The organism is Citrobacter sp. 50677481, assembly GCF_001463265.1.
In the GTDB taxonomy this organism is placed as follows: Bacteria; Pseudomonadota; Gammaproteobacteria; order Enterobacterales; family Enterobacteriaceae; genus Citrobacter_A; species Citrobacter_A sedlakii.
This window is the reverse complement of record NZ_LNHZ01000018.1, coordinates 21603-38385: the sequence shown is the minus strand read 5'-3', so window position 1 is coordinate 38385 and position 16783 is coordinate 21603. Positions and strand designations below refer to the sequence as shown.

The window sequence follows — 16783 nt, the reverse complement described above, 5'->3', positions numbered from 1 at the left end:
CCTCTTAACCTTTAATTCCGCTGCTGGTCACGCCCTGTACGAAGTAGCGCTGTGCCAGGAAGAAGACGATGATGGATGGCAGAATGGAGATACTCGCCATTGCCAGAATTTCGTTCCACGGCGCGCCTTCGGTGACGTCGATGGACATTTTCAGCGCCAGTGCGATCGGATATTTATCCACGCTGTAGACATAGATCAGCGGCCCGATAAAGTCGTTCATCGACCACATGAACTGGAACAGCGCAACCGAAATAATCGCCGGTTTCAGAATGGGCACCACCACGTACCACAACACCTGGAAGGAGTTACAGCCGTCAATCTGCGCCGCCTCTTCCATATCACGCGGCACCCCGCGCAAAAACTGGATCAGCATGAAGACGAAGAACCCCTGAGTGGCGAAGGCCAGCGGCAGGTACAGCGGCATATAGCTGTTCAGCATGCCCATTTCGCGGAACATCAGATACTGCGGGATCAGCAATACAGTGCTCGGCAACAGCATGGTGGCGATAAGGGTAGCGAACCAGAATTTCTTCCACGGGATCTCAAAGCGGGCAAAGCCGTAGGCCACGATGGTGGAAGAGATAATGGTCAAAATCACTTTCGGGATGACATACTTAAAGGTATTCAGCATGTAATGGCCAAAGGTGTATTCCGTACCGGTTTTCCAGCCGTTCACAAAACCGTCCCAGGTGGCGTGCGCGGGCCACAGACTCAGGGTGGTGAAGATCTCGTGGTTCGGTTTGAACGACGCCGAAAACATCCACACCAGTGGATACAGCATCAGCAGGCCGACGAAGAGCAGAATGATGTAGCGAACGGTGGCGTTGATTTTCTCACGGCGCAGGGTACGCGCCACTTCACGTTCAGCCACGCTCTGTGCTGATGTAATTTCCTGAATATCAGCCATTTTTGCCTCCCTTATCGGCAGAATAGAACACCCAGTATTTCGACGACTTAAAGGCGATGGCGGCAAACACCGCAACGACCAGGAACAGGATCCAGGCCAGCGCTGCGCCGTAGCCCATATCAAAGTATTTAAACGCGGTGTCGTAGATGTAGAGCGAGAACAGATAGGTGGAGTAGGTCGGACCGCCGCCGGTGATGACATACGGGCCGGTAAACTCCTGGAACGCCTGGGTGGTTTGCATAATAAAGTTGAAGAAAATCACCGGCGTAATCAGCGGTACGGTCACTTTCATAAACATCTGCCATTTTGACGCACCATCGATCATTGCCGCTTCATACTGCGACTGCGGTACGTTCTGTAACGCCGCGAGGAAGATCACCATCGCTGAGCCAAACTGCCAGACGCGCAGCAGGGTAACGGACATCAGCGCCAGCGACGGTTCGCCGAGCCAGTTCACTGGGTCGAATCCAAATACGCCAATAAAGCTATTCAGCAGACCGTCAATAGCAAACAGAGCGCGCCACAATACGGCGATAGCCACGGAGCTGCCGAGAATCGACGGGATATAATAGGCGGTGCGGAAAAAGCCAATGCCGCGTAATTTAAAGTTCAGAACAAACGCAATCCCTAACGCAAAGGCCAGTTTTAAGGGGATCGTTAAAAAGACATAGGCAAAGGTCACGCCCATCGATTTCCAGAACAGCGTGTCTTCGGTAAACATATAGCGATAGTTCTCCACTCCGTTAAACACTGGAGGGCTCATCAAATCGTACTCAGTAAAACTGAGGAAGAAAGATGAAACGAACGGAAAGGCGGTAAAGATAATCAGCCCGATGATATAGGGTGATATCCATGCCAGCCCAAGCATCCTGTTTTCATTCATAGCGACCTACCTGACGATGATTAGTAAAAAATGGAACCGGATGTTACCGACCACGCCCGGTCAAGACGGCGTAGTCGCCTGTGTTCTCTGCGTATTCGTTCTGTCAGCCTTCCTTGTTAGTCACTGATTTAGAATACTTTATTAATCTCAACCTTCAGCGCGGCTCGATTAAATGAACCGCCGTTCTTGATTTGTAAAACATCGTTTTAATTTATTTTATTGCTATTTGTTTCGCCGTCATTCACATAATGGTGGAAATGTGATCAAAGTCGAAACGGTGTTTCAAATAGGTGAGATGCTCATCATAATTGACATAAATACGTCATGATTGCCGCTGCGCTATCGACATTTGCGGAAACCGGACGCGCCTCAAGGTTATAAAAACTAATATTATTAGCAATTATTAGTGAGCTAATTTGTGGGCGAGGAGGCAAAAAAAACCTTCCCGCAGGAAGGTTTGTGAGCTGCGTCGGCTGCTGGACGATGACGGCCGGGCTTACGCTTTCAGGAAGTCTTCACGCACTGGCGTGAAGGTATCGAGCAATGTGCCTGGCTTGAGACAAACGCAGCCGTGCATTACGTGAGGCTTTTTGTAAAGGGTATCCCCTGCGCTGACGACGTGCTTTTCGTCGCCGATGGTGAATTCAAACTCGCCTGACAGGACATAGGTCAACTGTTCATGGGGATGGTTATGCAGCGGGCCCACGGCCCCTTCTTCAAAGTTGACCTCTACAGCCATCATTTTGCCGTCATGGGCGAGAATCCGGCGGGTGACGCCATTGCCCAGATCTTCCAGCGTTGTCTCTTTATGAAAAATAAACATGCACGGATCCTGTTAATGTTTGAAACGGTGTTTCATTTAAATTAGCGCAGCCAGCCGAAAAAGAAAACGGCTGTCGGAACGAAGTGGAAAGTGGATCACAAGTTTGTGCCTCGCTGTAAAGGAGTTCCATGCGCCGGGAAAAGCTAAAACAGCGATTAATTTTGAATAAGTCAGGATATTAACCCACGTAACAGCAAGACTCGTATCGGGCAGGTCAGAAATACACGGGGTGAGCGGCGCTATACATAGTTTGACTTTATTTGAAAGTCAACTTTGAAATACTGCCAATAATGGTGGGGAGGTAGCAAATTTATAAAGATTTTGTTCAGAAAAATCTTATGTTCTTATATGATAAGCGTCGCCAGTGACATTTTATGCTTATATTTCATTTTAATAAGATCAGAAGAACCGATATGTCGACAATGGATATAAAGAAAAATACGGAACTTAATTTTGCCGACTACGCGCCGCCTGCGGTCAGGCAAAACGAGATCGATCTGCTGAGACTCGTAGAAATCCTCTTTTCCGCTAAAAATCATATTATTGCCGTTGTTTTCGCCTGTGCGCTGTTAGGCGCGGCAGTCTCATGGCTTTTACCGCAAAAATGGACCAGCCAGTCTGTTGTCACCCCGGCAGAGCAAACGCAATGGTATGACCTGCGGCAAACGCTGGCAGATTTACAGATACTGGGCGTCGAAATAAACATCTCGCGGGGCGATGTGTTTAATCTGTTTATTAAAAAGCTCCAGTCGCAGTCGTTGCTTGAGGAGTATCTTAAAACTTCGCCTTATGTCATGGGCCAATTGAAAGACGCGGATATTGATCCGTTGGCCTTACATCGCGCCGTGGTCAACGTATCCGAAAAGCTAAAAGTGACGAACAATGCGACGGCAAAAAATGCCGACAAAATGCCATATGACGCCTGGACATTAAGTTTTACTGCGCCCACGGCGAAAGATGCGCAAACCGTCCTTGACGGGTATATCGGTTGGGTTTCCGCGATTGTGCAGAAAGAAACCATGCAAAATGTGCGCAATGCGCTGGAGTTAAAAACGCGGATCATGAAAGAGCAACTGGCGCTGGATCACGTCCGCCTGACGAATGCGCATAACACCAATTTGCAGCGTCTGAGCTATTCGCTGGAGGTGGCCAACGCGGCGGGTATCAAGCAGCCGGTGTTCAGTAACGGCCAGGCGGTAAAAGACGATCCCGATTACTCCGTTACGCTGGGCGCTAACGGTATCGCCAGAAAATTGCAGATTGAAGAATCCCTACAAGATGTCGCGGAGTTGAACGCAGACTTTAAGAACCGTGAGTATCTGCTGGGTCAGTTGCAACAGGTCAGCCTCAATGACGTGAAATTTGCGCCGTTCAGATACCAGATGTCGCCTTCTTTGCCGATCCGAAAAGACGGACCGGGCAGGCTGATGATTATCACGCTCGCCATGCTGCTTGGCGGGATGTTTGCCTGCGGCGGCGTGCTGCTTCGTGAAGCGATCAAATCGCGTTCGGCGCAGATGATGCCGGTACTGGAATAACGTTGCGAGACTTGTCACTATGAAGGCGGCTTAACAGCCGCTTTTTTTATGGTTTACTTTCCCGGTTTTTCCTCACTGATAAAGGAGCAGGTTATGAAGACAATTGGACTGTTAGGCGGTATGAGTTGGGAATCAACCATCCCTTATTATCGCTTGATCAATGAAGGGATCAAACAGCGCCTCGGTGGCCTTCATTCCGCCAGCCTGCTGCTGCATAGCGTTGATTTTCACGACATTGAAGCCTGTCAGCAACGCGGTGAATGGGATAAAGCGGGCGAGATGCTGGCCGATGCGGCGCTGGGTCTGCAAAAAGCGGGCGCAGAAGGGATCGTTTTATGTACCAATACGATGCACAAAGTGGCGGACGCCATTGAGTCACGCTGTACGCTGCCTTTTTTACATATTGCCGATGCGGCCGGACGCGCGATTGCAGCGCAAGGACTGAGTCGCGTGGCGCTGCTGGGGACGCGTTACACGATGGAGCAGGATTTTTACCGTGGACGTCTGGAACAGCAGTTTGCCATCGAATGTCTGGTGCCGGAGGCGGAAGATCGCGCGAAGATCAACACCATCATTTTTGATGAGCTGTGCCTCGGACAGTTTAGCGACGCGTCACGCGACTATTATGTGCAGGTCATTGAGCAGCTGGCGTCTCAGGGCGCGCAGGGCGTGATTTTCGGTTGTACGGAGATTGGCCTGTTGGTCCCCGCCGAAAGAAGCCCCGTTCCGGTGTTTGACACCGCCGCCATTCACGCCGCGGACGCCGTCGCGTTTATGCTGTCATAACCGGCGCGGAAATTTTTTCCAGCGCGCGGGTAAACAGGGCGTGACCGGTTTGCAGATGGCGGCTGAACGCGTCCACCAGCGCTGACGAAGGGCGATGAAGAGGACGAATCAGGCTCACGGTAAACGGCACGCTGATACTGAACCGGCGAACCACCACGCCGCTTGCGGCATAATCCAGCGCGGTAAGCGGGTTGACGATAGACAGACCTGCACCGGCGCGCACCATTGCGCAAACCGACGCCGCGCTGTGCGTTTCCACAACCATGCGTCGTTTAACCTGATGTTCGTTAAACAGCGCGTCGAGTAACTGGCGGTAGCTGTCGGTGCGCGAAAGGCTAATATAGCGCTCGCCGTGGAAGTCCTGCGGCGTTAACACGGGTTTTTCCGCCAGCGGATGCCCCGACGGCAGTACGCACACCTCGTCCAGCGAGAATAATTCGGTCCGCTCGGTGCCCGCCGGGGTGTGCAGGGTTTCCGTTAATCCCAGATCATGGCGTTGGGCAGAGAGCCATTCCTCAAGCAACGGCGACTCCTGCGGCACAATATTCAGGCTTACGTCCGGGTAACGCGCGAGAAACGGTTGGACCAGCGCAGGCAACAGCGACTGGGAAAAGACCGGCAGGCAGACAACCGACAGTTCCCCCTGGCGAAATTCACGCAGGCTTTCCGCCGCGCTGACAATGCGATCCAGCCCATACCAGGAACGCTGCACCTCTTCGAACAATCGCAATCCCTGAACCGTCGGATGCAGACGCCCCCGGGTGCGGTCGAAAAGCTTAAGCCCAAGCACCTTTTCAAAGCGCGCCAGTTCGCGACTGACGGTCGGCTGTGAGGTATGCAATAACCGTGCAGCCTCGGTGAGGTTCCCGGCGGTCATCACCGCATGGAAAATTTCAATGTGACGTAAGTTAACGCTGGCCATAATCATCCCGCTGAAGTGAATCCATATCAGTTTTGCATAGAATACGTATGAAACGATATTTTTTATTGTCTTCAGGATGTGGCGTAATCCGTAAAAACATGATGTCCGGAGCCTGAAATGCCACATTCTCTTAATGCCTCTGATACCGACCTGACCGCTGAAAACCTGCTCAGGCTGCCCGCCGAGTTTGGCTGCCCGGTCTGGGTGTATGACGCGCAGATCGTTCGCCGCCAGATTGCCGCGCTGCAACAGTTTGATGTTGTCCGTTTCGCGCAGAAAGCCTGCTCGAATATTCATATTCTGCGTCTGATGCGTGAGCAGGGCGTGAAGGTGGATTCGGTATCATTAGGCGAGATCGAGCGCGCGCTGGCCGCGGGTTACGATCCGCAGACGCATCCGGACGATATCGTTTTTACCGCCGATGTGATTGATAACGCGACGCTGTCGCGCGTCAGCGAACTCAGCATCCCGGTGAATGCCGGTTCCGTCGACATGCTGGACCAGCTTGGTCAGGTCTCGCCGGGGCATCGCGTCTGGCTGCGTGTTAATCCGGGGTTTGGTCACGGTCACAGCCAAAAAACCAACACTGGCGGCGAAAACAGTAAACACGGTATCTGGCATAGCGATTTGCCCGAGGCGCTGGCCGTCATGCAGCGCCATCAGCTGAAACTGGTCGGCATCCATATGCATATCGGTTCCGGCGTGGATTACGGCCACCTGGAACAGGTGTGTGGAGCGATGGTGCGTCAGGTGATCGATTTTGGCCAGGATCTGCAGGCGATCTCCGCGGGGGGCGGGCTGTCGATTCCGTATCACGATGGCGAAGAAGCTGTGGACACGCAGCACTATTTTGGCCTGTGGAACGCCGCGCGTGAGCAAATCGCCCGTCACCTCGGGCACCCTGTAAAACTGGAGATCGAGCCGGGACGTTTTCTTGTCGCCCAGGCGGGCGTGCTGGTGACCCAGGTGCGCAGCGTAAAACAGATGGGCAGCCGTCATTTTGTGTTGGTGGACGCGGGTTTTAACGATCTCATGCGCCCGGCGATGTACGGCAGTTATCATCACATCTCCGCGCTGGCGGCAGACGGACGCTCGCTTGCCAACGCGCCGCAAGTGGAAACGGTGGTCGCCGGGCCGCTGTGTGAATCCGGGGATGTCTTTACCCAACAGGAGGGCGGGAAAGTCGAAACTCGCGCGCTGCCAGCGGTTGTCCCCGGTGATTATCTGGTGTTACATGATACGGGAGCCTATGGCGCGTCGATGTCGTCGAACTACAATAGCCGCCCGCTGCTTCCGGAAGTGTTATTTGATAACGGCCAGGCGCGGCTGATCAGGCGTCGGCAGACAATAGACGAACTGCTGGCGCTGGAACGCATCTGAGGCGCATGCCGGAGGCGGCGCAAGCGCGTTATCCGGCCTGCGGCTGGCTGCCGCCGGTAAAATACGGCCCGGTCGTCACCGAATCGCGCAGCACTAAAGTGCCGGTAAACGGTGGGATAGGGGCCACCGCTTCGCCGTTCGCCATGCGGATCGCCTGGTCAATGGCGGTGGTGATCATGGTGTCGATGGGCAAATAAACTGTGGATAACCCCGGCTCAAGCCATTTTGCGCTCGGGGCATCGTCAAAACCAAACAGCGACACATCCTGAGGGATGCGTAACCCGGCCTGATGCAGCGCCTTGGATGCGCCCAGCGCCATATCGTCGTTACAGGCGAACAGGGCGCTGAATTTAATCCCTTCCGCAAGCAGTTCATGACAGGCGTCGTAGCCGCGGGTCATGCTGGCGTCGCCATACTTCACTTTCGCCGGATCCCAGGCGATACCGTTTTTCTCCAGTGCTTTACGATAGCCACGCAGACGTGACTTCCCGGTCGGCGTATGGCCGGGTACGGTAATGCAGGCGATCTCCCGATGCCCCTGCGAGATCAGATAATCGACCGCCCGAAACGCCGCCTCTTCCTGTTCAAAAAAGATTGCGCGCTCACGGGCCAGGGCCACCTCCCGGTTGATGATCACCAACGGCATCGGGATGGCGTCCGCCAGCGCCAGAATCGCTTTCTCGCTCATATAGCGGGTGTAAAGAATAATCGCGTCACACTGGCGGTCGGCCAGCATCCGCACCGCTTCCTGTTCACGCTCCGGCGTATCGTGGCCGTCGGTCACGATGAGCTGTTTGCCGTGGGACTCGGTCTGCCGGGACGCCTGTTGCAGCAGGCGCCCAAAATAGAAACCGTCAAAGGTCGATACCACCAGGCCAATGCTGTTGCTGGTGCGATGCGCCAGCGAACGGGCGAGAAAGTTGGGCCGGTAGTCCAGCGCCTGCATCGCCTTAAAAACTTTCTGTCGGGTGCTCTCTTTAACCTGTCCGGTGCCGTTAAGCACGCGGGACACGGTGGCTTTCGACACGCCAGCGCGGCGGGAAACATCCAGCATTGTTGTCATGACGCTTTCCTGATTACTCGTTTAATGACGGTTGTCCCGCTTCGGCTGGCGAGGCCACAGAATGACGGCGCACCAGCGTGGGGCTGAAGACATGGGTGATATCCGGTAACGGGCGTTTTTCCGCCAGTGCCAGCGCCAGTTCCGCCGCCTGGGTCGCCATGGTGACGATAGGGTAACGCACGGTCGTCAGGCGTGGGCGGACGTAGCGGGACACCAGCACATCATCGAAACCAATCAGTGAGATCTCCGATGGCACTTCCACGCCGTTGTCGTTGAGTACGCCCATTGCGCCCGCCGCCATCGAGTCGTTATAGCAGGCGACCGCCGTAAAGTTTCGGCCACGACCCAATAGCTCGGTCATCGCCTGCTCGCCGCCGCTCTCGTCGGGCTCGCCGAAGGTGACGAGCCTGTCGTTAACCGGAATTCCGCTCTCTGCGAGGGCGTCGTAATAGCCTTTAAGACGATCTTCGGCGTCTGAAATAGAGTGATTGGAGCAGAGATAGCCGATGCGGGTATGACCCTGCTGAATTAAATGACGCGTCGCCAGCCAGGCGCCGTAGCGGTCGTCAAGGGCGACGCAGCGCTGTTCAAAGCCAGGCAGAATGCGGTTGATCAGCACCATGCCGGGCATCTGTTCCATTAACGAGACCAGATCGGCGTCCGGGATCATCTTGGCGTGTACCACCAGCGCCGCGCAGCGGTGGCGGATAAGCTGTTCAATCGCCTGTCGCTCTTTCTGTTCATTATGGTAGCCGTTGCCGATCAGTAAAAAATTGCCAGTGTTATAGGCGACCTGCTCGACGGCTTTCACCATTGCGCCAAAAAAGGGGTCAGACACGTCGCCGACCACCAGACCCACGGTCTCGGTGGACTGTTGCGCCAGCGCGCGCGCATTTGCATTGGGGTGATAACTGAGCGACGCCATCGCGCTGGTCACCGCCAGGCGCGACGCCTCGCTGGCCTTGGGAGAATCATTGATAACGCGAGAAACGGTGGCGACTGAAACACCAGCCAGTCGGGCTACATCCTTTATGGTCGCCATGACAGTACCTATTGTGGGTAAACGCTTACATTCTGTCAGTGTTACGGAAAACGCCCGACGGTTCAAGCGGTTCGCCCGCTACAACGCCGCAAATGTGAGCACGGCCAGGAGATAGACGACTCAGTGCCGACAATACAAACCTTTAGTTACACTTTGCGAAAGGCTGTTGCGTTTGTTCGCTGGCGAGCGTTCGCCGCGCATTGATACAGTGATGATCCCAGAGGTATTGATAGGTGGAGTCGACTTTCGGGTTGACCACATGACTTACACCAACCTGCGCAGATGTGCAGGTTTTTTTTTGCCCATCAGCCATTCTGTAACAGTAACCGATAATTTACACAACTCGTTGCATTTCCCTTCATTCCTTTGCGTTTTCTTGCTGGCGAAGCGGCCAGCGTCGGACCACAATCAAGATCCCAGAGGTATTGATTGGTGAGATTATTCGGTACGCTCTTCGTACCTGTCTCTTGCACCAACCTGCGCGGATGCGCAGGTTTTTTTTCGTACTGACTTTCTGTGTCGCTCCCATTGCCCTAATCGTGTAATCTGCCACCATTATTTAACCGAATCCTCGGCAAAGGGAGTTGAAATGCTATTTGGATTTTTCCGCAGCTTGTGCCGTGTGCTCTATCGGGTACGCGTCACGGGCGATATGAAGGCACTGCACGGAGAGCGGGTATTAATCACGCCGAACCATGTTTCGTTTATTGACGGCATCCTGCTGGCGCTGTTCTTGCCGGTGCGCCCGGTCTTTGCGGTGTATACCTCGATTAGCCAGCAGTGGTATATGCGCTGGTTAACCTCGCTGATTGATTTCGTGCCTCTCGATCCCACCAAACCGATGGCCATCAAACATCTGGTGCGACTGATTGAGCAGGGACGTCCGGTGGTGATCTTCCCTGAAGGGCGTATCTCGGTGAGCGGTTCGCTGATGAAAATCTACGACGGCGCCGGATTCGTCGCGGCGAAATCCGGCGCCACGCTGGTGCCGGTACGTATTGAAGGCGCGGAACTTACCCATTTCAGCCGCCTGAAAGGGCTGGTCAAACGTCGTTTTTTCCCGCGCATTCAGCTTCATATCCTGCCGCCAACCCAGTTGCCGATGCCGGACGCGCCGCGTGCGCGCGATCGCCGCAGAATCGCTGGCGAAATGCTGCATCAAAAAATGATGGAAGCGCGGATGGCGGTGCGTCCGCGTGAAACCCTGTACGAATCGCTGCTGGCGGCAAAATACCGCTATGGCGCGGGCAAAAAGTGTATTGAAGACATCAACTTCAAGCCGGACAGCTACCGGCAACTGCTCATCAAAACGCTGTTTGTCGGGCGTATTCTGGAAAAATACAGCGCGGAGGGCGAAAGGATCGGCCTGATGCTGCCGAACGCCGCCATCAGCGCGGCGGTGATTTTCGGCGCGGTGTCGCGTCGCCGTGTTCCGGCGATGATGAACTACACGGCGGGTGTTAAAGGGCTAAGCAGCGCGATCGCCGCCGCAGAGATTAAAACCATTTTCACCTCCCGCCAGTTCCTCGATAAAGGCAAACTCTGGCACCTGCCGGAGCAGTTGACTCAGGTGCGCTGGGTTTATCTGGAAGACCTGAAAGCGGACGTCACCCCCGCCGACAAGGTGTGGATTTTCGCCCACCTGCTGATGCCGCGTCTGGCGCAGGTGAAACAGCAACCGGAAGAGGCGGCGGTGATCCTTTTCACCTCCGGGTCTGAGGGCCACCCAAAGGGCGTGGTCCATAGCCACAAAAGCCTGCTGGCTAACGTTGAGCAGATCAAAACCATCGCGGATTTTACCGCTAACGACCGCTTTATGTCGGCGCTGCCGCTGTTTCACTCGTTCGGTCTGACCGTGGGGCTGTTCACGCCGCTGCTGACTGGCGCGGAAGTATTCCTTTATCCCAGTCCGTTGCATTACCGCATTGTGCCGGAGCTGGTTTACGACCGGAACTGTACGGTGCTGTTTGGCACCTCGACGTTTCTTGGCAACTATGCGCGCTTTGCGAACCCGTATGATTTTTATCGCCTGCGCTACGTGGTGGCCGGCGCGGAGAAACTGCAGGAGAGCACGAAGCAGCTCTGGCAGGATAAGTTTGGTCTGCGCATCCTTGAGGGCTACGGCGTGACGGAATGCGCGCCGGTGGTTTCCATTAACGTACCGATGGCGGCGAAACCGGGTACCGTGGGGCGGATCCTGCCGGGAATGGACGCGCGCCTGCTTGCGGTGCCTGGCATTGACGACGGCGGACGGTTACAGCTGAAAGGACCGAATATCATGAACGGTTATCTGCGGGTGGAAAAACCGGGCGTGCTCGAGGTGCCGACAGCGGAAAATGCGCAGGGAGAACTGGAGCGCGGCTGGTACGACACCGGCGATATTGTGCGTTTTGACGAACAGGGGTTTGTGCAGATTCAGGGGCGTGCGAAGCGCTTTGCCAAAATTGCGGGCGAAATGGTGTCGCTGGAGATGGTCGAACAGGTGGCGTTGGACGTATCACCGGAGAAAATGCACGCCACGGCAATCAAGAGCGACGCCAGCAAAGGCGAAGCGCTGGTGCTCTTTACTACCGATAGCGAACTGACCCGCGACAAACTCCAGCAGTACGCCCGGTCGCACGGCGTTCCGGAACTGGCGGTGCCGCGCGACATCCGCTATCTGAAACAAATGCCGCTGTTGGGAAGCGGTAAGCCGGATTTTGTTACGCTGAAAAGCTGGGTCGATGAAGCGGAACAACAACATGGGTGAGTCAGTGCATACTAACACCTCGATTTGGTCGAAAGGGATGATGTCGGTTATTGCCGCGCAGTTTCTCTCTGCGTTTGGCGATAACGCGCTGTTGTTTGCCACACTGGCGCTGCTGAAAGCGCAGTTTTATCCGGACTGGAGTCAGCCGATCCTGCAAATGGTGTTTGTGGGTGCTTACATTCTGTTTGCGCCCTTTGTCGGGCAGGTAGCTGACAGCTTCGCCAAAGGTCGGGTGATGATGTTCGCCAACGGCCTGAAACTGCTGGGAGCGGTAAGTATTTGTTTCGGCTTCAACCCGTTTATCGGCTATACGCTGGTGGGGATTGGCGCGGCGGCCTATTCACCAGCGAAATATGGCATTCTCGGCGAACTGACTACCGGCGATAAGCTGGTGAAGGCCAATGGCTTAATGGAAGCCTCTACTATTGCCGCGATCCTGCTCGGTTCGGTGGCGGGCGGCGTGCTGGCTGACTGGCATGTGATCGCCGCGCTGGTCGCCTGCGCGCTGGCCTACGCCGGGGCGGTTGTGGCAAACCTGTTCATTCCTAAGCTGGCGGCTGCGCGTCCCGGACAGTCCTGGCATCTGGCGAAGATGACCCGCAGTTTTTTCTGCGCCTGCGCGTCGCTGTGGCGCAATGGCGAAACGCGTTTTTCCCTCGTTGGCACCAGCCTGTTCTGGGGTGCTGGCGTGACGCTGCGTTTTCTGCTGGTGCTGTGGGTGCCGGTCGCGCTGGGGATCGCCGATAACGCCACGCCAACCTACCTGAATGCGATGGTTGCCATCGGTATCGTGGCGGGGGCTGGCGCAGCGGCCAGGCTGGTCACCCTGGAAACCGTCGCGCGCTGCATGCCTGCGGGGATCCTGATCGGCGTGGTCGTACTGATTTTCTCTCTGCAACACGCGCTGCTTCCGGCTTATGGACTGCTGATGCTGATCGGCATTCTGGGCGGTTTTTTTGTGGTGCCGCTGAACGCTCTGCTGCAGGAGCGCGGTAAACGAAGCGTCGGCGCGGGCAACGCCATTGCGGTGCAGAACCTCGGGGAAAACAGCGCGATGCTGCTGATGCTGGGGTTGTACTCACTGGCGGTGTGGGTTGGGATCCCGGTCGTTGCCGTCGGCATTGGGTTTGGCGGTCTGTTCGCACTGGCGATTGCCGCGCTGTGGATTTGGCAGCGTCGCCAGGCGTCGTCGCGCTAAAGATAGCGGCTGTGTTTAATCCTGCCTACTTCGTCCCTGTAGGCAGGATAAGCGTCACGCCGCCGGGCGCTAATCGTCACGGTGCCGGATAGGTATAAACCTGATGCACCGCTTCGATCTCCGTCAGCACCTCTTCACTTAATTCCAGATGCAGGCTTTCAACATTGGCGTGTAGCTGTTCCATCGTGGTGGCGCCCAGCAGGGTGCTGGCGACAAACGGTTGACGGCGAACGAATGCCAACGCCATTTGCGCCGGATCCAGACCATGACGTTTCGCGATATCCACATAGGCCGCCACGGCTTTTTCGGTCTGCGCGCCGCTGTAGCGGGTAAAGCGGCTGAATAAGGTATTGCGCGCGCCAGCGGGTTTTGCGCCGTTCAGATACTTACCTGTCAGGGTGCCAAAGGCGAGACAGGAATAGGCCAACAGCTCGACGCCTTCGTACTGGCTCACCTCCGCCAGGCCGACTTCAAAGCTGCGGTTAACCAGACTGTACGGGTTCTGAATGGTGACGATGCGCGGCAGGTCGTGTTTATCCGCGAGATGAAGATAGCGCATCACGCCGAAAGCGGTTTCGTTGGAAACGCCGATATAGCGAATCTTTCCGGCGCGCTGAAATTCGGCCAGCGCATCCAGCGTATCCAGCAGCGAGACCACCGGCGCCGCGTCCGTCCAGCTGTAGCCGAGCTTGCCGAAGCAGTTGGTCTGACGCTGGGGCCAGTGCACCTGGTACAGATCCAGATAATCGGTCTGCAGCCGCTTCAGGCTGTCGTGCAGCGCTTCACGAATGTTCTTGCGGTCCAGCGCCTGGTTTGGCCGAATGCCGCTGTCGTTATTGCGCGCCGGACCGCTGACTTTCGAGGCGATAATCAGCTTTTCGCGGCAGCCCTGTTTCGCCAGCCAGTTGCCAACGTAGGTTTCGGTGAGTCCCTGGGTTTCCGGTCGCGGCGGGACCGGGTACATCTCGGCAACGTCGATCAGGTTAATGCCATTCGCGACGGCATAGTTGAGCTGTGCATGTGCATCGGCTTCGCTATTTTGTTCACCAAACGTCATTGTGCCCAGCCCCAGTGTACTGACTTCAAGTGAGCTGTGGGGTATACGGTGATAGTGCATAGCCGTTTCCTTTTTATAATCACGACATAAGGATGATAAAAATGGCTGAGGGAAGGGAAAAAGGGAAGAAAAATTGTTAAGGCCAGCGCGAATGCTGACCTCAACCATCAACGCTCAATGATTTGAGAAACGTCGTCGCGGTTAATTTGCATGGCGTTACCCTGCTGATCGTGGTAGCTCACCAGACCGGTATCATCGTCTATTTCCGGTTTTCCGTCGGTCAGGATCATACGTCCGTCTTTGGTCGCCATGACATAGTCGCTACTGCAGCCGGAAACGGCAAAAGCCAGTCCTACGGCGGAAATTACTACTGCCCATTTTTTCATCCATTTATCCTCACGTGGCATTCGTCTGATAATAGTCTAGTAATAACGTGAAGTTATGCTCAGGGAAAGCAGTAAAATCTTAATCTGTGAAAGGACGGAGAAGACATTCGCTCCCCGTAGGGAGCGAAAGGGAGGATCACAGCGGGTTCTTTTTGTTTCGCAGCAGGTTCAGGCTCTCTACCGCGATAGAGAAGAACATGGCGAAATAGATGTAGCCCTTCGGTACGTGAACGTCGAAACTTTCCAGAATAAGCGTAAAGCCAACCAGGATAAGGAACGACAGCGCGAGCATCTTCACGGATGGGTGTCTGTCGACAAACTCGCCAATGGGACGCGCGGCAAACATCATCACGCCTACGGCTATCACCACCGCCGCCATCATGATGAACAGATGATCGGACAACCCTACCGCCGTGATCACCGAATCCAGACTGAAGATGATATCCAGCAGCATAATCTGCACGATCGCCCCCAGAAAAGAGGAGACGCGGGTTTTCAGCCCTTCTTCTTCACCTTCAATGGATTCGTGGATCTCCTTGCTCGCTTTCCAGATCAGGAACAGACCGCCGAGCAGCAGAATGAGATCGCGTGCGGAGATTTCCTCGCCAAAAACCTCAAACAGCGGATTCGTCAGGCGTGTCACCCAGGCAATGGAAGCCAGCAGCGCCAGACGCATGATCATCGCCGCGGCGAGACCGAGGCGTCGGGCATGCGCACGCTGCGCGGTAGGAAGTTTTGCAACGACCAGAGAGAGAAAAATAATATTATCGATCCCGAGCACGATCTCCAGCAGCGTCAGCGTACCGAGCGCGAGCCAGGCGTTGGGATCGGTTATCCATGCAAATAACATTGAGCAAAGTCCTGCCAAAAAAAGAAGCGGTAATTATATGCCTCTACCACGACAGGCGAAAGTCTAACGCAGCTGTAACAAAAAATGGCGTTCCAGCAGGGCGCGAGTGAAGTTCTTTTTCAGATAGAAACCGCGTGGCAACGTCAGGATTGGCTGGCCCTGCGCGCCAATGGCTTCGGTCAGCGCTTTGGCGTTGGCGGCCTTGGGGCGCAATTGTAAAAATTCGCCATGCCGGGCGGTAATTCGTTCCACCTGGCCTAATACAATCATATCCATCAGCTCTTCCCAGTCGAGACGCAACTGGCGCTCCTCGTCCGGGTCCGGACTCCACAGCACAGGGGAGCCGACACGCCGCAGGGAGAGCGGGATGGCGCGGTCGCCCTCTACCGGGATCCACAACACCCGCTTCAGTTTATGCCGCACATGGCTGGTTTCCCACGTAACGCCGCTATTGCCGGTGAGCGGGGCGACACAGACGAAGGTGGTCTCAAGGGGGCGTCCCTGACTGTCTACAGGAATCGTTTTCAGTTCCACACCTAAAGCCGCGAAATCCTGCTCAGGTTTACTGCCCGCGCTGGCTCCCAGCCACAGCTCCAGTAAAACGCCAATCCAGCCTTTATCGCGTTTGAGATCTTTTGGCGTTGTCATCCCGGCAAGCGCGGCCAGTTCACCCAGCGTATAGCCTGAAATCTGCTGCGCCTGCTGGAGTAGCAGCGCTTCTGATTCCGGTGGAAAACGTAACGGCTGGAGAGCGGACATAGCGAGATACCTTAGGTGAAAAAATAGACAACGGATTTATACCGCAGAAAAGAAGTTTATCGTTTTCCGCCCCTTCTGTTCAATCCTATGATTTAACGTGCTTTTTAGATGACAGAGCGGGGAGTTGCGCAACATGAAAACCGGTTTTCCAATTCTGGTCACTGAAAATAAACAGGATCTTACACCATGTTATCCACAGAAAGATGGGATAACTGTGAAAAACCGCGACTACTGGTTCCATTTACAGCCTTGACGTGCGGGGAAAATCGAATTTTCACACAAATTGTGTTTAACTTATTGGCACAATCTGTGGATAAAACCGACGCTGTTCGATCTTTCATCAGCCCGAGGATCGTTGGTGTGATGGCCGTCACTTTTTTATCGGGGAACCGGTAAATAAGTGAAGTAACCGCATGAATAACCACATTTATTTTTTTACC

The 16783-nt window shown here is 55.0% G+C and carries 15 protein-coding genes; 5 read left to right on the top strand and 10 right to left on the bottom strand.

Going from position 1 to position 16783, the window contains the following annotated elements; all coding sequences use genetic code 11:
* Window positions 1–4: 4 nt before the first annotated feature.
* The 3 genes from APU02_RS05025 to APU02_RS05015 form a co-directional block, all read right to left on the bottom strand.
* Window positions 5–907, bottom strand: coding sequence for a carbohydrate ABC transporter permease (locus APU02_RS05025; RefSeq protein WP_042288951.1), 903 nt, complete (start codon window positions 905–907; stop codon window positions 5–7).
* Complete coding sequence (locus APU02_RS05020) at window positions 900–1790, bottom strand: sugar ABC transporter permease (RefSeq protein WP_042288949.1); 891 nt, start codon at window positions 1788–1790, stop codon at window positions 900–902. Before APU02_RS05020 ends, APU02_RS05025 begins: the two co-directional genes overlap by 8 nt.
* Before the next feature lie 496 nt (window positions 1791–2286).
* Window positions 2287–2613, bottom strand: coding sequence for a cupin domain-containing protein (locus tag APU02_RS05015; RefSeq protein ID WP_042288945.1), 327 nt, complete (start codon window positions 2611–2613; stop codon window positions 2287–2289).
* 413 nt (window positions 2614–3026) lie between these two features.
* Between APU02_RS05015 and wzz(fepE) the strand changes: the two genes are divergently transcribed.
* Together wzz(fepE) and APU02_RS05005 are read left to right on the top strand one after the other, a co-directional pair.
* On the top strand, window positions 3027–4151 hold the full coding sequence (gene wzz(fepE), locus APU02_RS05010; RefSeq protein WP_042288943.1) for an LPS O-antigen length regulator Wzz(fepE): 1125 nt from the start codon (window positions 3027–3029) through the stop codon (window positions 4149–4151).
* A gap of 93 nt (window positions 4152–4244) precedes the next feature.
* Window positions 4245–4937 (top strand): aspartate/glutamate racemase, encoded by a 693-nt coding sequence (locus APU02_RS05005; RefSeq protein ID WP_060569444.1) that lies wholly within the window; start codon window positions 4245–4247, stop codon window positions 4935–4937.
* Here the strand turns inward: APU02_RS05005 and APU02_RS05000 are convergent.
* Window positions 4924–5859 carry a LysR family transcriptional regulator gene (locus APU02_RS05000; RefSeq protein WP_060569492.1) on the bottom strand — a complete coding sequence of 312 codons (936 nt, stop codon included), beginning with the start codon at window positions 5857–5859 and terminating at the stop codon, window positions 4924–4926. The genes APU02_RS05005 and APU02_RS05000 overlap by 14 nt on opposite strands.
* Window positions 5860–5976: 117 nt before the next feature.
* Here APU02_RS05000 and lysA point away from each other — a divergent pair, with 117 nt between their 5' ends.
* On the top strand, window positions 5977–7239 hold the full coding sequence (lysA, locus tag APU02_RS04995) for a diaminopimelate decarboxylase (protein ID WP_042288939.1): 1263 nt from the start codon (window positions 5977–5979) through the stop codon (window positions 7237–7239).
* A gap of 28 nt (window positions 7240–7267) precedes the next feature.
* On the opposite strand, the gene APU02_RS04990 is transcribed toward lysA, so the two are convergent.
* Together APU02_RS04990 and galR are read right to left on the bottom strand one after the other, a co-directional pair.
* On the bottom strand, window positions 7268–8302 hold the full coding sequence (locus APU02_RS04990) for a LacI family DNA-binding transcriptional regulator (protein WP_060569443.1): 1035 nt from the start codon (window positions 8300–8302) through the stop codon (window positions 7268–7270).
* Between the two features lie 13 nt (window positions 8303–8315).
* Window positions 8316–9344 carry an HTH-type transcriptional regulator GalR gene (gene galR, locus APU02_RS04985; RefSeq protein WP_042288933.1) on the bottom strand — a complete coding sequence of 343 codons (1029 nt, stop codon included), beginning with the start codon at window positions 9342–9344 and terminating at the stop codon, window positions 8316–8318.
* Window positions 9345–9933: 589 nt separating this feature from the next.
* Here galR and aas point away from each other — a divergent pair.
* Window positions 9934–12093 carry a bifunctional acyl-ACP--phospholipid O-acyltransferase/long-chain-fatty-acid--ACP ligase gene (gene aas / locus APU02_RS04980; RefSeq protein ID WP_060569442.1) on the top strand — a complete coding sequence of 720 codons (2160 nt, stop codon included), beginning with the start codon at window positions 9934–9936 and terminating at the stop codon, window positions 12091–12093.
* Window positions 12086–13291, top strand: a complete 1206-nt coding sequence (lplT, locus tag APU02_RS04975; RefSeq protein WP_060569441.1) for a lysophospholipid transporter LplT — start codon at window positions 12086–12088, stop codon at window positions 13289–13291. Before aas ends, lplT begins: the two co-directional genes overlap by 8 nt.
* 76 nt (window positions 13292–13367) lie before the next feature.
* On the opposite strand, the gene APU02_RS04970 is transcribed toward lplT, so the two are convergent.
* The 4 genes from APU02_RS04970 to mutH form a co-directional block, all read right to left on the bottom strand.
* A complete protein-coding gene (locus APU02_RS04970; protein ID WP_060569440.1) occupies window positions 13368–14408 on the bottom strand; it encodes an NADP(H)-dependent aldo-keto reductase in 1041 nt (346 codons plus the stop codon).
* Between the two features lie 107 nt (window positions 14409–14515).
* Complete coding sequence (ygdR, locus tag APU02_RS04965; RefSeq protein ID WP_042288923.1) at window positions 14516–14734, bottom strand: lipoprotein YgdR; 219 nt, start codon at window positions 14732–14734, stop codon at window positions 14516–14518.
* Window positions 14735–14870: 136 nt separating this feature from the next.
* Complete coding sequence (locus APU02_RS04960; RefSeq protein ID WP_042288921.1) at window positions 14871–15584, bottom strand: TerC family protein; 714 nt, start codon at window positions 15582–15584, stop codon at window positions 14871–14873.
* Between the two features lie 63 nt (window positions 15585–15647).
* Window positions 15648–16343, bottom strand: a complete 696-nt coding sequence (gene mutH / locus APU02_RS04955; RefSeq protein ID WP_060569439.1) for a DNA mismatch repair endonuclease MutH — start codon at window positions 16341–16343, stop codon at window positions 15648–15650.
* Between the last annotated feature and the right edge of the window lie 440 nt (window positions 16344–16783).